Origin of the sequence: Microbacterium sp. BE35 (genome assembly GCF_031457705.1) — a bacterium.
Taxonomy (GTDB): domain Bacteria; phylum Actinomycetota; class Actinomycetes; order Actinomycetales; family Microbacteriaceae; genus Microbacterium; species Microbacterium trichothecenolyticum.
Genome location: NZ_JAVDXD010000001.1, coordinates 406,155 through 420,950, shown reverse-complemented (window position 1 = coordinate 420,950; position 14,796 = coordinate 406,155). Strand labels below are relative to the sequence as shown.

The window sequence follows — 14,796 nt, the reverse complement described above, 5'->3', positions numbered from 1 at the left end:
TCCTGGGGGCGTCATGGTGGTGAGCGTGCGCGATGTCGCGGCTGCGGCATCCGTTTCCGTCGGCACGGTCTCGAACGTGCTCAATCGACCCGAGAAGGTGTCGCCCGCGACCGTCGAGCGTGTGACGCAGGCGATCGAGGAGCTGGGGTTCGTCCGCAACGACGCCGCCCGGCAGCTCAGAGCCGGTCGCAGCCGCAGCATCGCGCTGATCGTGCTGGACGCCGGCAACCCGTTCTTCGCCGAGGTCGCCCGAGGTGCGGAGGACCGCGCCGCCGAGGCGGGGATGAGCGTGCTGCTCGGCAACAGCGACGAGCGCTCCGACCGCGAGGACGCCTACCTCGATCTCTTCCGCGAGCAGCGGGTGAACGGCGTGCTCGTCACGCCCGTCGACGGCGACCTCGCCGGTCTCGCCCGGCTGCACGCCGGCGGGGTCCCGGTGGTGCTCGTCGACCACGAGGACTCCGAGCAGGCGTTCGGATCGGTGTCGGTCGACGACGTCGAGGGCGGCTACCTCGCGGTCTCGCACCTGCTGTCGACGGGGCGCCGGCGCATCGCGTTCATCGGCGGTCCTCGCACGATCCGCCAGGTGGCGGACCGGCTCGAGGGCGCGCGTCGCGCCGTCGCCGAGGTGGACGGAGCGACCCTGGAGGTCGTCGAGATGTCGGCGCTGTCGGTGCTGCAGGGGCGCGAGGCCGGGGAGCTCCTCCGCGGACGCGCCGCGGCCGACCGGCCGGATGCCGTGTTCGCCGCGAACGACCTGCTCGCCGTCGGGGCGCTGCAGGCGTTCACGCTGATGGCCGACGTGCAGGTGCCGCGTGACATCGCGCTGATCGGCTACGACGACATCGACTTCGCGTCGGCGACCGTCGTGCCGCTGAGCTCGATCCGCCAGCCGGCCCACCTCATCGGGTACACCGCCGTCGACCTGCTCCTCAAGGAGCTCGAAGAGCCCGGCGGCGACCATCCGCGCACCGTGCGCTTCCAGCCCGAGCTCGTCGTGCGGGAGTCCACGGCCGGCTGACCGGCCCCGAAGTCCCCCCTCGTTCCCGCTGCACTCTTCCCGGCGCGTGCCAGCGCCCCCGCACTCCCCTCCTCCCTCTTCTTCCCCCTCCCCTCCCGGAGCGGGGCGGGTCGGCCTCTCGGCCGGACCGGTTAGGGCCGGGTCGCCTCCTCGAGCAGCTCGAGCACGTGGCGGTAGTCGGCTCCCGTCGCGCGCGTCATGCCCAGCTCGCACGTGCGGTTGCACGATGCGTGCGCGTCGGCGCCCAGGGCCCGGACCTCGGCGGCCTCGGCAGCCGTGGCGGACGCGGTGAGCTCGGGATGCAGCATCCCGCGGTCCCCGGCGAAGCCGCAGCACGACCACGCGTCCGGCACGATCACCTCCGTGGCGACGGCTTCGGCGACGCGGCGCAGGGCGGGGTCCAGACCGAGCTGGGTCGACGAGCACGTGGGGTGCAGCGCCAGAGAGCCGACGAGCGGCGCCACCTCGTCCAGGCGCGGAAGCAGCACGCGTTCGGCGAAGGCGACGGCGTCTTCGACACGGGCGTCGACGCCGGCATCGGCGAGCAGGTGGAGGAACCCCTCGGTGCAGCTCGAGGCATCCGTCACGATCGTGAGCTCGCCGCCGCGCGTCGCGTCCGAGATCGATGCGGCCACCCGGCGGGCCATGACCTCGCGCCCGCCCGCATGTCCCTTCGAGGTCCAGGGGGTGCTGCAGCACAGCGCGTCGACGCCGTCGGGCACCGCGAGCCGGACGCCCGCACGTTCGGCGAGCCGGCGGAACGCCTCGGTCACCCCGACGCCGTCGCCGGCGGGCCCGAACATCGCGTTCACGCAGGCGGGAAGGAAGACGGCGACAGGTGCTTCGTCACCGGTGCCGACGGTCGTCCCGAGGCGCGAGCGCGCGTGTCCGCCTCGGGGGAGATCGTCCGAGTAGCGCGGCACCGTGTCGGCACCGAGCACGGCGCGGCCGACGTCGGTGGCGAGGGTGACGACGGGCGCCGGGAGGCGGTCGGCCACCGTGAGGCCGAGGCTCGCGACCCGGGTCGCCCCTGACCACGCGTGCGCGGCGCCCTTCCACGCGGCGTTCGCCACCGGGCCGGCCTCCTCGCGGCGCAGGCGCTTCACGAGGGTGCCCGTGTTGATCAGGACAGGGCACGCGGTCTGGCACATGCCGTCGACGGCGCACGTGTCCACGCCCGCGTAGTCGTAGTCGCGTTCCAGCTCGCGCACGAGTGCGTGATCGCCGGACGCCTCGGCCCGGGCGATCGCGCGGCGCGTGACGATCCGCTGGCGCGGCGTGAGGGTGAGGTCGCGGCTCGGGCACACCGGCTCGCAGTAGCCGCATTCGACGCAGCGGTCGGCCTCCGGCTCGATCGGGTCCGCGAGCTTGATGTTGCGCAGATGCGCCTCGGGGTCGTCGTCGATGATGACGCCCGGATTGAGGATGCCGGCCGGGTCGCACAGCCGTTTGAGTTCGCGCATGACGTCGTAGAGCTCGTCGCCGTACTGCCGCCGCACGTACGGCGCCATGACGCGGCCGGTGCCGTGCTCCGCCTTGAGGTTGCCGCCGGCGTCGAGCACGAGCTCGACCATGTCCTCGGTGAACGCACGGTAGCGGGCGAGCTGATCGGCCGACTCGAAGCGGTCCGTCAGCATGAAGTGGATGTTGCCGTCCTTGGCGTGCCCGAAGATCACGCTGTCGTCGTAGGCGTACCGCTCGAACAGCGCCTGCAGGGTCGCGCACGTCGGCGCGAGGCGGTCGACGGGCACGACGACGTCTTCGAGCAGCGCCGTCGTGCCGCTCGGGCGGGCGCCGGCGACCGACGCGTAGAGGCCCTTGCGCAGCTTCCATGCGGCGGCGCGCGCCACCGCATCGGACGAGAAGGATGCTGCCGCCTCGAGCGGCTGCGTGGCGAGGGCCTGCGCGCCCCGCGCGACGAGCTCCGAGAGCTCGTCGTCGTCGTGCGCGTGGAACTCGACGAGGAGCGCGGCCTGGTCGCGCACCGTGAGCCCCGTGATCTCGCGCGGAGCTCCGGCGAGCGACTGCCCGACCCGCAGCGACGTCGCATCCATGAGCTCGAGCGTCGCCGCACCCGTCGCGACGAGTGCGGGGAGGGCGCGTGTCGCGGCCGCGAGATCGGGGAAGACGGTCAGCGCCGTCGCCATGCGCGGCAGGATCGGCACTGTTCGGTAGGTCGCCTCCGCGACGAACGCCAGTGTCCCCTCGCTGCCGACCACGAGGTGTGCGAGCAGCTGCGCCGGGGTGTCGAAGTCCAGGAACGCGTTGACCGCGTACCCCATCGTGTTCTTCATCGCGAACTGCCGGCGGATGATCTCGACCGACCGCGGGTTCGACACCACCCGTTCGCGAAGCCGCGCCAGGCCGTCGACCAGATCGGGCTCGGCGGCCCGCAGCGCCGCGTCGGCGTCGGGCGCGCCCGAGTCGACGACCGTGCCCGACGGCAGCACGAACACGAGCGAGTCGAGCGTCTCGTATGTGTTCTCGGTGATGCCGCAGGCCATGCCGCTGGAGTTGTTGTTGACGACGCCGCCGATCGTGCAGGCGAGCTCGCTCGCCGGGTCGGGGCCGAGCCGGAAACCGTGCCGGGCGAGCCGGGCGTTGACCTGCCGCACCGTCGCGCCCGGCTGCACGCGCACGCGGCGGCCGCCGTCGAGCACGTCGATGCGGCGGAATCGCTGCCGCACGTCCACGAGGAGTCCGTCGGTGCTGGCCTGGCCCGAGAGGCTCGTGCCTCCTGAACGGAACGTCAGCCGCGACCCGCTGCGGCCGGCTTCGCGCATCACACGGCCGACCTCGGCCGCGTCGGCGGCGACGAGCACCGCCTCGGGCGTGAGCAGGAAGTGGGAGGCGTCGCTCGCGTACGCGACGCGGTCGATGGCGCGGGTCTTGAGGCGGGATGCCTCGGCCACGACGTGCGTGACCCCCTCCGCAACAGCGGCGGGCGGCAGGGTCGCGGCGGCGGCGCTTCTTGCCATGGGAACTCCTCGCTGAGCTAGACTGCAATCGCATTCAAGAGAGAATGGATATGCAAGCTCCTATGGACATGCAGACTAGCGGATCGCCGGCTGTCTTCTCCACCGGCCCGTACTGGGAGAGCACCTCACCGGGAGCAGGGCGACGGATGCCGCGAGCCCACGCCGTCGGCGACGCCCGGGTGCAGAGCCTCAACGGGTCGTGGCGCTTCCGGCTCTCGCCCACGGCGGCCGGGACGGGCGAGGCCTTTCTGGCCGCAGACTTCGACGACGCCGCCTGGGACGCGATGCCGGTGCCGTCGCACTGGGTGCTCGAGGAGTTCACGCCGCTCTCCGGCGGCCCCGCGCGCCGCATGCTCGGCACCGGGGAGGGGCCGCTCTACACGAACACGGCCTATCCGATCCCGCTCGATCCGCCGCGCATGCCGACCGAGAACCCCACAGGCGACTATCGGCTGGTCTTCGATGTGGAGGCCGGCTTCGGGGAGGCGGTGCTGCGTTTCGGCGGCGTCGACTCGTGCGCGAAGGTGTGGCTGAACGGCGAGGAGCTCGGCTGGTCCACGGGCAGCCGGCTGCCGTTCGAGTTCGAGGCGCCGGTGCGCGCCGGCCGCAACGTGCTGTGCGTGCGCGTGCACCGCTGGTCGGCGGGGACGTACCTCGAGGACCAGGACATGTGGTGGCTCCCCGGGATCTTCCGCGACGTCGAGCTGCTCGCGCGTCCCGCGGGGGCGATCGACGACCACTTCGTCCACGCCGACTACGACGCCGTGACGGGCCTGGGCACGCTGCGGGTGGACGCCTCCACCGAGGCGGTCGTCGAGATCCCCGAGCTCGGCATCCGTGTCCCCGCGGGCCAGACCGTGACGGTCGCCGTCGAGCCGTGGAGCGCGGAGCGGCCGCGTCTGTATCGCGGCGCACTGCGCGCGAGCGGCGAGACGGTCGAGCTCGCCGTCGGGTTCCGGCACGTGGAGATCGTCGACGGCGTGTTCACGGTGAACGGGCGGCCCGTCACGTTCCGCGGCGTCAATCGCCACGAGCATCACCCCGACACCGGGCGCACGCTCGACCGCGACACCATGACCCAGGACATCGTGCTCATGAAGCGCGCCAACATCGACGCCGTGCGCACCAGCCACTACCCGCCGCATCCGGAGTTCCTTCGCCTGTGCGACGAGTACGGGCTGTGGGTGATCGTCGAGGTCGACCTCGAGACGCACGGATTCATCTACGAGGGGTGGGCGCACAACCCGCCGGCGCTGCCGGAGTGGCGCGACGCGGTCATGGACCGCCTCGTCCGCACGGTCGAGCCGCACAAGAACCACCCGAGCATCGTCGTCTGGTCGCTCGCCAACGAGAGCATGACCGGTGACGGCTTCGCAGAGATGCGCCGCTGGCTCGACGAACGCGACCCGTCGCGCGCCGTTCTCTACGAGCGCGATCCGAGCTACCGCGACTCGGACTTCTACTCGCTCATGTATCCGTCGCTCGAGCTGCTCGACGAGATCGGCCGTCACGCGGAGCCCCGAGGCGGGCGGCTGAGCATGCACGGCATGGTGTTCGACGAATCGGGCGGGGTCGCGCCGCTGCCGGAGGGTGTGACCGAAGCCGACGAGGAGCGCCGGCGCGGCCTGCCGTTCCTCCTCGTCGAGTACGCGCACGCGCAGGGCAACGGCCCGGGGTCGCTGCAGGATTACTGGCGCATCATCCGCGCCCACGACCGCCTCTGCGGCGCGTTCGTGTGGGAGTGGATCGACCACGGCTTCAACGCCGTGACCGACGACGGCGCGCCGTTCGTCATGCACGGCGACGACGTCGACGACGAGCCACGCGGCGGCCGGTTCAGCCTGCACGGGCTGGTGTTCAGCGACCGCACGCCGACCCCGGGCCTCGTCGAGCTCGCGAAGGCGCATGAGACCATCGGGATCACGGTGAGCGACGACGCGGTGCGCATCGTGAACGACCGCCACAGCGCCGACACGGCCGACCTGACATTCCCGTGGTCCGTCGAGGCTGACGGCGAGGTCGCCGCGAGCGGACTGCTGTCCGTTCCCGTGCTCGCGCCGGGGGATTCCGTGGCGGTCCCGATTCCGGATGCTGCCGCCACCGCGCTCGCGTCGGTCACCCGCGACACCGTGCTCACGGTCGGGGCGGCGCTCGCCGCAGACGAGCTCTGGGCTCCGGCCGGCCACGTCGTCGCGTGGGGGCAGGGGGCGCCCGCGCCCGCGGCCGCGGACGCAGACGCCGAGGCCGGGAGACCGCAGACCGATCGAGACACCGTGCGTGCTGTGGTTTCCCCGCAGCCCCGGGATGTCTCGCGAACCGCCGGCGGGATCCGGCTCGGATCGGCCACGTTCGATGCGACGACGGGCCGCCTGGTGCGGCTCGGCGACCTCGACCTCGACGGCCCGGTGCTCGACCTGTACCGCGCGCCCACCGAGAACGACCACGGCCAGGGCGAGATCAACAACATCGCGGGCGTGTGGCGCAAGACGATGCTGCACCGGCTGCTGCACCGCGTCGACGAGATCGACGTGGTCGACGGACGGCTCCGGGCGAGCGGGCGCACGGCGCCGCGCACGCATCCGCACGGCGTCGCCTGGACGATGACATGGACCCCCGACGGCGACGGCGTCGTGCTCGATGTCGACGCCGACTTCGTCGGGCCGTGGACCGACACCCCGTACATGCACCGCGACATCCTCGTCCCGCGTCTCGGCCTGCTGTTCGGCCTTCCCGGTGCCGCCGAGCGCGTGACGTGGTTCGGTCGGGGCCCGGGCGAGACGTACGTCGACTCGTTCGAGGCCTCGCGCATCGGGCGGTACAGCCGGTCGATCGACGACCTCCAGGTGCCGTACCCGGTGCCGCAGGAGAACGGCAACCACGTGCAGACGCGGTGGCTCGAGGTCGCGGCTCCCGGCATCCCGACCCTGCGGGTCGAGGGTCGTCCTGAGTTCGACTTCACCGCCCGCCGGTGGACGTCGCACGACCTCGATCGTGCCGTCAAGCTGCACGACCTCGTCGATTCGGGTCGGGTGTGGCTCAACATCGATCACGCGCAGCAGGGTGTGGGCTCAGCATCCGTCGGCCCTGCTCTTCCGGAGCAGTACCGCATCCCGCGCGAGTGTACATCGTGGAGCGTGCGCCTCGAGGCTCGCTGAATCCTCCGCCGGCGCACACCGCGCGAACCGCGGGGACCTGGCGAGAATCGGACGGATCCGGGCCCCCGCATCCGAAACTCTCGGGATCTCCGATTCTCGCGCGTCGCGTCAGAACCCGTGTGCGAGCAGGGTCGCGCCCGCGCCGGCGCGGAGTGCGCCCAGCGCCTCGCGCTCGTAGGCAGGTAAGCGGTCGGGGAGGGCGTCGAGATCGAACCAGGCGAGCTCTGCGCACTTGCGGGGCTCGAGGATCTCGGGCTCGCCCTCCCACTCGTCGCACACGAAGAACCAGTCGACGCGCTGCTCGATCGGGTCGTCGGTGCCGTCGGTGCGCTGCATGACAGCGACCGGCGTCAGCGAGGCGGGCGCGAGCGACAGCCCGAGCTCCTCGCGCACCTCGCGGATCGCAGCGTCGGCGGCGGTCTCGCCGCGCTCGACGTGGCCCGCGGCGCCGGCGGCCCAGCATCCGTCCATGTAGCCGGTGTTCTGCCGCAGCTGCAGCAGCACCGCCCTGCCTCGGCGGAGATAGACGTACGACGACGGGACGACGGAGAAGCGGGTCACGGCGACCCAACCTACCGTCAGGCGAGCGCGGCGACGTCGATGAACAGGGCGTCGGCGCCCACCTGCCCGCCTTTGAGCAGCAGCTCGAGCCCGTCGATGGCGGGGTCCGCGGCGTGCGCCCGCAGCAGCACGACATTGCCCCACGGGTTCGCGGCGATCGAGAGCGACTCCACGCCGAGCAGGCGCGTGACGCGACTGGATGTGTCACCGCCGCACACGATCACGCGGCGCGCCGCTTCGTCGCGGGCGACGGCGGAGATGACGGATGCCGCCGCCTCGGCGATCGCCTCGAGCACGGGGCGGGCGCCGGTCGAGGTCGCGTCGGCGTCGTCCGACGTGAGCACGACGCCGCGTCCGGCGCGCAGCGCGGCGATCACGTCGGGCTCGACGGCCTCCCGCCCGGGCCCGTCGAGCGGCAGCGGCTGAACCAGCCAGCCCGCGGCGGCCGCGGCATCCGCCTGCCGGCGCGTCTGCGCCGAACGGCTGCCCGACACGACGAGCACCGGCCCCGCCGAGGGGGTCGATGCCGGTACGGCTGGGCCGCCACGCGGGTTCGCTGCAGCGATGCCGTGGGACAGACCGCCCGAGCCGATGGCGAACACCGGTGCGGGCAGCGCCGCGACAGCCTCGCCGACGGCCACGAGATGTTCGTCGGTGAGGGCGTCGAGCACCATCGCCGCCTCGGCGGCGCTGCGCAGCAGCGCTTCGAGATCGTCGAAGGCCACAAGGGGGATCGAGCCGACGGGCAGGTCCGTCTGGCGGCCGATGTGGACCGCGAGGTCGGCCTCGGTCATCGGCGTCGAGGGGTGGTGCGACATCGTCGGCTGCCGGTCGAGCCGGTACACCGTGCCCCGCTCGGCGGCGAAGTGCTGGCCGAACAGCGTGTACCGCCCGAAGTCGGGCTGGGCGAACAGCATCGGCACGGGGCGCTCGCCGAACGTCTCGCGCCCGAGCTCGACGACGCGGCCGAGACTGCCCACCTGCGGCGCGGAGTCCGCCGTGGAGCACGCCTTGTACTGCACGATCGCCGGCTCGAGCTCGGCGAACGCGGCGAGCACCGGCCCCAGCTCGGCGTCCATCTCGTCGGGCGCGAGCGAACGCGAGATTCCGGCCACGCCGACCACGTCCACTTCGTCCGCCGCGCGGCGCAGGGCGGCAGCATCCGGGAGTCCCGTGAAGAGCCGTCCCGTCCAGCCGCGCCGCGCGAACTGCAGCAGCGCGTCGACGCTGCCGGTGAAGTCGTCGCCGTAGAACAGGGCGGCGCCGCGGACGGCTCTAGGCACGGACCGGACCGAAGAGCTCGGCGGCCCGGCGGAGGGCGGAAGAGCTCTCGTATGCGTCGTCGATGCTCTCGCCGCGAGCGGCCGACGCCCACGCGTCGCGCATGCTCGCGACGCCGGCGGCCGCGCCGTCGGGATGACCGTGGATGCCGCCGCCGGCGAGCACGAGGAGGTCGGTCGTGCCGACCGCGGCGTAGGTGGCGTGCGCGAGCCCGCCCCACTGGCCCGACGACAGCACGGGGAGTGTGGGCGTGAGCCCCAGCAGCGGCTCACGCACCGCGGCGATGGAGTCGAGCACCTGTTCGTCCGTCTCGTAGAACTTGTTGCTGATGCCGTTCGTGTGCAGGTGGTCGGCGCCGGCGAGGCGCGCGAGCTTCTGCCACGCTCGGAACCCTATCCCCACCTGCTCGGAGCGCCCGAACGAGCCGAACATCGCGCGGTGTCCGTGGATCGGCACGCTGCTGTGGCTGCGGAGGAACTCGAGGCCAGGCAGGCCGATCAGGTTGATGCACGCCATCACGCACGTGCCGCCGGCGGCCACGACGAGGTCGTGGTTGGCCTCCAGCCGCCCGATGTCGTCCGTGATGTTGAACGCGTACATCGGCTTTCGGCCGGTGCGGTCGGCGTAGCGCTCGAGCACCGGCATGACCGCCGCGACCCTGGCCGCCAGCGGCGCGCTCGGCCCGTTGCCCTGCAGCTCGTCGTCCTTGATGAAGTCGATGCCCGACTCGGCGAGCTGACCGACGACCTCGGCGAGGTCGTCCGGGGACAGGCCGATGCTGGGCTTGACGATCGTGCCGATGAGCGCGCCCTCGGGGCGGCCCACCAGCCCGCGCGTGCCCTCGACGCCGAACGCGGGACCGGGGTAGCGCTCGGCGAACGCCGGCGGCAGCTCGAGGTCGACCAGGCGGATCGCCGCCAGCTCCTTGATCTCGAACAGGTTGCCCGCGACGGCGGCGAGCAGGTTCGGAAGCGACGGGCCGAAGTTGTCGAGCGGGAACCGCAGGCGCAGTCGCGCGCGCCGCCGCAGTGCGGGGTCGCCGACTGCTCCCGGCAGGGGCGAGGCGCCGGTGAGGGGCACCTCGTCGATGGACTCGACCTGGGCGGCGAAGCGCGCGCGCAGGTCGTCGGACTCACGCTCGACGCGGACGAACGTCCCGGTGGATTGCTCGCCGGCGAGCACCTCGGCGGCCCGCCGAAGCGGCAGCGAGGTCTCGATGATGTACGTCGCGACGACGTGCTGGGACGTGAAGGATGACGAGGACATGCGCCTCACCAGGCCAAGGGGAGCCAGACCGACATCTCGCCGGCACCGCGATTGCCCCACGCGAAGTAGGGGATCAATCGCACAGGAGCCGTTGCGAGCGCGGTGCCTGCGAGGTCGTCGTAGAGGGCATCCTCGTCCGACCCGGGAAGGATGACCGCCTCCGTGTCGAGCGCGATCACACGGTGGCCCGCGACCTCGGCCTCGGCCGGCGCCAGCGCGGTGCCTCGCCGGAGCGCGACCTGCTCGAGCACGACGCCCTCGGGAAGATCGGCGGTCTCGACGCAGTACACGACCGGTCCGCGGCGTACGGCGACCTGGTTGGTCGCCTCCTCGGCGAGGCGGTGGGCGCGCAGCACCCGCACCGGCATCGGCAGCGTCAGCTCCACGACGTCGCCCGGCTGCCACTCGCGTTCGATGCGGGTGTAGGTGCCCGGCTCGCTCGCGGCGACCGCCTCGCCGTTCACGGTGACCGTCGCTCCCGACGACCAGCCCGGAACACGCAGGTGAAGCGGGATGCCGGTGCCCGCGGCATCCGTGACGGTGAAGGCGATCCGCTCGCTCCACGGGTAGTCGCTCTCCTCGCGGAGGGCGAGTCGGCTCCCGTCGTCGGTCGTGACGTCCAGCGCGCTGCCCCCGTACAGGTGGACGAACAGGCCCTCGTCGCCGATCGACGCCGCGCGCTCGTGGAACCGGGCGAGCGTGCGCGCGATGTTGGGCGGGCAGCAGAAGCAGCTGAGGTACGGCTCGCGCAGCCGCTCGTCCGACGGCGGGGGCGGCGGCACCGGGTGGATCGCGGTGTCGCCCGGCCGCCGGAGCGGGTACGGGAGGTCTCGCACCTGCCGCAGCGCGTTGGTGTAGAAGTACTCCGAGCCCGCGAGGCTGATGCTCGACAGCAGGCTGTTGAAGGCCACCTGCTCGATGACGTCGGCGTAGGTCGCGTCGCCCGTGAGCGCCAGCATCCGCTCGCCCCACAGGATCAGCCCGATGTTCGCGCATGACTCGTTGTGCGCGGTCGTGTGGGGGAGCTGATACGCGCGGCCGTAGGCCTGGTGCACGCGGCTGATCTGGTCCTGCCACGGCGAGCCGTCGGGGGAGGCGCCGTCGTAGAGTGCTCCCGCACCGCCGGTGATGTAGAGCTTCGTGTCGACGACGTCGCGCCACAGGTTCTCCAGCACCCCCTCCAGCTCGGCGTCGCCGGTCTCGGCCACGAGGTCGGCGAGGCCCGCATAGAGGTAGTTGGCGCGCACCGCGTGACCGGCCACGACCTTCTGCTCGCGCACGGGAACGCGGTCCTGGTTGTCGTCACCGCCCTCGAAGTCGTCGCGGACGCGGATGAACGCCTCCGACAGACGCAGGTACTGCTCGTCGCCGGTGGCGCGGTAGAGGTCGATGACCGCCATGTAGTGCGACGGGCAGATGGCGCTGCGGGCGAGCTCGAGCGGCTTGTCGGTCGCGAGGTCCTCGAGGAAGGCCGCGGCCTTGCGGGCGGCGTCCAGCAGAGTGGTCGACCCCGTCACCTCGTAGTGGCGCACGCCGGTCGTGATGAGGTGGCCGAGGTTGTACGTCTCGAAGTTGAACCGGTCGGCGAGGGCCAGGACGTCCTCGTGGTTGCGCGTCGAGATGAGGGTGGGCGTGTGGAGGTAGCCGTCTTCACGCTGGACCGAGGCGATCAGCCGCGCGATCTCTTCGATCCGGGCGGCGAGCTCGGGGTCGGGGTCCGTCTCGAGGCGTGCGATGGCCGCCTCGAGCCACTTGTAGAAGTCGCCGTCCATGAACGGCGGTCCTGCGTGGGCGCCGGATTCGAGGCCGGCGGCGATGCGGAAGTTCGTGAGCCCCGCGCTGATGGCGGGATCGCTCAGGGAGGACCAGATCTGGGGGATGGTGACATCACGCGTCCGATCGTGGACGTGTCCCCAGAAGCCGCTCGCCCAGCGCGCGCTGTCGGCGCCGAGGGGTCGCAGCCGGGCGTGGGCCCTGGTCGCGGTGGTGGCGGTCATCGTTGTTCCTTCCGAGTGGCGTTCAGTCTCGTGCTCGTGGCGGCGTCGCGGCAAGACGGGGCTGATCCGAGTGAGAGGAGGTACTACTGCAACTTCTCGCATTGCTGCATGGAAATGCAGTCTAGCGCCTGAATCGTCTCAAAGTGAATAGAATTTCAGTACTGACTGTTGACACACACCGAAATCGTGCCTACTGTCGTGGTCGTACCTTTCACCCGCATGGTCGTCGTCAAGGAGGACGCTATGAACACCCGCAGCAACCGCCGCCGCATCGCGGCGCTGGGAATCGCACTCGCCGCGGTGCTGCCGCTGGCCGCCTGTGCCGGAAGCGGCACCCCCGACACCGGATCGTCGGACGGCGGCGGCGCCGGTGCCGGCGGCACCGATCCCGAGACCTTCACCGTCATGACGGCGAACGAGAACCCGGTGCTGGAGGAGCAGCTCACCGCTCTCTCCGAGGGCGCCTGCAAGGCCGAGAACGAGGCCCTGCCGCTCGAGCACCAGAAGGTGGCCCAGGCCGACACCGTCCAGAAGGTGACGCTGCTCGCCAGCCAGGGGGCGCTGCCGACCCACACCATCGCGGGCACCGCGCTCATCCGCCCCGACGGGGACCTCAACGCGGCCGGACTGGTCGGCGACCTCAAGGCCGCGCTCGAGGGATCCGGCGCATGGGACAACGTGCTCCCCGCGGCGGCGTCCACCGTCGAGCAGGTCTACGGCGGCATGTACTCGATGCCCTACCAGTACAACGTCGAGGGCATCTTCTACAACAAGGAGATCTTCGCCGACAACGGCATCGAGGAGCCCCAGACCTGGGACGACCTCCTCGACGCCTCCGCGACGCTGCAGGATGCCGGCATCACCCCGATGACCGAAGCGGGCGCCGCCGGCTGGCCCCTCACGCGCATCATGGGCATGTACATCTTCCGCAACGTCGGCCCCGACGCCATGGCGGCCGTCCGTGACGGCGATGCCAAGCTGACCGAGCCGGAGTACGTCGCCGGCGCGCAGGCGCTCGCGGACTACGCCGAGGCCGGCTACTTCGGCGAGGGCTTCTCGACGCGCGACGGCGACACGTCCTCGAACATGTTCCTCACCGGCAAGGCCGCGATGACCTACGACGGATCCTGGCTGCTCAGCGCGATCAACGACCCCGAGCGCAACCAGATCGGCGGCGAGAACGTCGGCTTCATGCCCTTCCCCGAGGTCGACGGCGGCAAGGGCTCGATCGACCAGTACGCCGCGAACGCCGGCGCGCCGATGATCATCAACGCCGAGCAGTTCGGCCCGAAGGTCGTCGACTGGGTCAGCTGCATCGCCGAGAACTACGGCCAGCAGGCGCTGCAGGACGCGGGCGTCATCTCGGGCTTCAAGGTCAACGGCGACGTGACCGACATCTCGGCGAACACCGCTGAGATCCAGGAGCGCATCGCGGACATCGACCAGACCGTACTGTGGTTCGAGGCGCTGATGGACTCGAAGAGCAACTCGCTCGCCTCGACCAACGCGACGCTGCTGACGACCGGCCAGATGACCGCCGAGGACTACATGAGCCAGCTCCAGGCGAGCATCGACGCCAACGGCTGAGACCCCGTACCGGCTCCCCGGGCGCTCGCCCGGGGAGCCGGCTCTTCGACAGAGAAAGCAGTTCGCAGATGAACTCGATCTTCGGAGATCGGAAGACGATCTTCATCCTGCTGGCACCGGCCCTGGTGCTCTATACCCTGCTCAAGGTGGTGCCGGTCGGCTGGTCCCTCGGCCTCTCGTTCTTCGAGGGCAACTCGCTGCGCGGGTTCGAGTGGGTGGGCCTGCAGAACTTCGCCACCTTCTTCACCGATCCGAACGCGCTGCAGTCGATGTGGGTGAGCGTGTTCTTCGCGATCGTCGCCACGATCGGCCAGGTCGCGCTCGGCTATGGCCTGGCCCTCCTCTACGTCTTCGTCCTGCGCAAGGGATCGACCCTCGTGCGGACGTTCGTGTTCTTCCCGACCGTGCTCCCGACGGTCGCCGTGGCGCTGCTGTTCCGCAGCTTCGTCGCCGTCGGCGAGAACCAGGGACCGGTCAACGACATCATCAACTTCTTCGGCGGCGAGAGCGTCGAGGTGCTGGCCTCCACCGTGGGGACGATGACCCTGGCGATCATCATGACGCTGTGGAGCTCGATGGGCTTCTACGCCGTCCTCCTCTACGCGGGACTCCTCGACATCCCCGAGGAGGTCATCGAGTCCGCCCGTCTCGACGGCGCCAACGGCCTGAAGCTCGTTCGCCACATCGTCGTCCCGCTGTCGCTGCCGATCCTCCTGTCGTCGATCATCTTCAGCCTCAACGCGACGCTCAAGGTCTTCGACAGCCTGCTCGCCCTCAACGGCGGCGGACCCGGCACGTCGACCGCGCCGATGACGCTGTACATGTACCGCACCGCGTTCGAGTACGCCGAGTACGGCTACGGCTCGACGATCGCCGTCCTCCTCACCGCGCTCTGCCTGGTGTTCACCCTGGCGATCTTCCGATCGTCGCGCCGCAAGGCGGAGGTCTGA

At 71.3% G+C, this 14,796-nt stretch carries 9 protein-coding genes; 4 read left to right on the top strand and 5 right to left on the bottom strand.

Going from position 1 to position 14,796, the window contains the following annotated elements:
* The first annotated feature begins 13 nt into the window (after window positions 1–13).
* A complete protein-coding gene (locus tag J2Y46_RS01830) occupies window positions 14–1,021 on the top strand; it encodes a LacI family DNA-binding transcriptional regulator (protein ID WP_310239837.1) in 1,008 nt (335 codons plus the stop codon).
* A 131-nt stretch (window positions 1,022–1,152) separates the two neighbouring features.
* On the opposite strand, the gene J2Y46_RS01825 is transcribed toward J2Y46_RS01830, so the two are convergent.
* Window positions 1,153–3,999: an FAD-binding and (Fe-S)-binding domain-containing protein gene (locus J2Y46_RS01825; protein WP_310239836.1), complete on the bottom strand. Its 2,847-nt coding sequence runs from the start codon at window positions 3,997–3,999 to the stop codon at window positions 1,153–1,155.
* 62 nt (window positions 4,000–4,061) lie between these two features.
* Between J2Y46_RS01825 and J2Y46_RS01820 the strand changes: the two genes are divergently transcribed.
* Window positions 4,062–7,154, top strand: coding sequence for a glycoside hydrolase family 2 TIM barrel-domain containing protein (locus J2Y46_RS01820; RefSeq protein WP_310239835.1), 3,093 nt, complete (start codon window positions 4,062–4,064; stop codon window positions 7,152–7,154).
* A gap of 108 nt (window positions 7,155–7,262) precedes the next feature.
* On the opposite strand, the gene J2Y46_RS01815 is transcribed toward J2Y46_RS01820, so the two are convergent.
* From J2Y46_RS01815 to J2Y46_RS01800, 4 genes are read right to left on the bottom strand one after another with little or no spacing between them, the layout of a single operon-like run.
* Window positions 7,263–7,715 (bottom strand): NUDIX domain-containing protein, encoded by a 453-nt coding sequence (locus tag J2Y46_RS01815; RefSeq protein ID WP_310239833.1) that lies wholly within the window; start codon window positions 7,713–7,715, stop codon window positions 7,263–7,265.
* Between the two features lie 17 nt (window positions 7,716–7,732).
* The gene (locus J2Y46_RS01810) at window positions 7,733–8,998 is read right to left on the bottom strand and encodes a four-carbon acid sugar kinase family protein (RefSeq protein ID WP_045299762.1); all 1,266 of its coding nucleotides are present in this window, start codon (window positions 8,996–8,998) and stop codon (window positions 7,733–7,735) included.
* Complete coding sequence (locus J2Y46_RS01805) at window positions 8,991–10,262, bottom strand: RuBisCO large subunit C-terminal-like domain-containing protein (protein WP_045299764.1); 1,272 nt, start codon at window positions 10,260–10,262, stop codon at window positions 8,991–8,993. Before J2Y46_RS01805 ends, J2Y46_RS01810 begins: the two co-directional genes overlap by 8 nt.
* Before the next feature lie 5 nt (window positions 10,263–10,267).
* Window positions 10,268–12,259: a beta-L-arabinofuranosidase domain-containing protein gene (locus J2Y46_RS01800; RefSeq protein WP_310239830.1), complete on the bottom strand. Its 1,992-nt coding sequence runs from the start codon at window positions 12,257–12,259 to the stop codon at window positions 10,268–10,270.
* Between the two features lie 243 nt (window positions 12,260–12,502).
* Between J2Y46_RS01800 and J2Y46_RS01795 the strand changes: the two genes are divergently transcribed.
* Both J2Y46_RS01795 and J2Y46_RS01790 read left to right on the top strand, forming a co-directional pair.
* Window positions 12,503–13,846, top strand: coding sequence for an ABC transporter substrate-binding protein (locus J2Y46_RS01795; RefSeq protein WP_045299767.1), 1,344 nt, complete (start codon window positions 12,503–12,505; stop codon window positions 13,844–13,846).
* A gap of 68 nt (window positions 13,847–13,914) precedes the next feature.
* Window positions 13,915–14,796, top strand: coding sequence for a carbohydrate ABC transporter permease (locus tag J2Y46_RS01790; RefSeq protein ID WP_045299769.1), 882 nt, complete (start codon window positions 13,915–13,917; stop codon window positions 14,794–14,796).

Coding starts and splice junctions, on each gene's coding strand:
- J2Y46_RS01830 (WP_310239837.1), top strand. CDS start 14: ATGGTGGTGAGCGTGCGCGATGTCGCGGCTGCGGCATCCGTTTCCGTC.
- J2Y46_RS01820 (WP_310239835.1), top strand. CDS start 4,062: ATGGACATGCAGACTAGCGGATCGCCGGCTGTCTTCTCCACCGGCCCG.
- J2Y46_RS01795 (WP_045299767.1), top strand. CDS start 12,503: ATGAACACCCGCAGCAACCGCCGCCGCATCGCGGCGCTGGGAATCGCA.
- J2Y46_RS01800 (WP_310239830.1), bottom strand. CDS start 12,259: ATGACCGCCACCACCGCGACCAGGGCCCACGCCCGGCTGCGACCCCTC.
- J2Y46_RS01790 (WP_045299769.1), top strand. CDS start 13,915: ATGAACTCGATCTTCGGAGATCGGAAGACGATCTTCATCCTGCTGGCA.
- J2Y46_RS01805 (WP_045299764.1), bottom strand. CDS start 10,262: ATGTCCTCGTCATCCTTCACGTCCCAGCACGTCGTCGCGACGTACATC.
- J2Y46_RS01825 (WP_310239836.1), bottom strand. CDS start 3,999: ATGGCAAGAAGCGCCGCCGCCGCGACCCTGCCGCCCGCCGCTGTTGCG.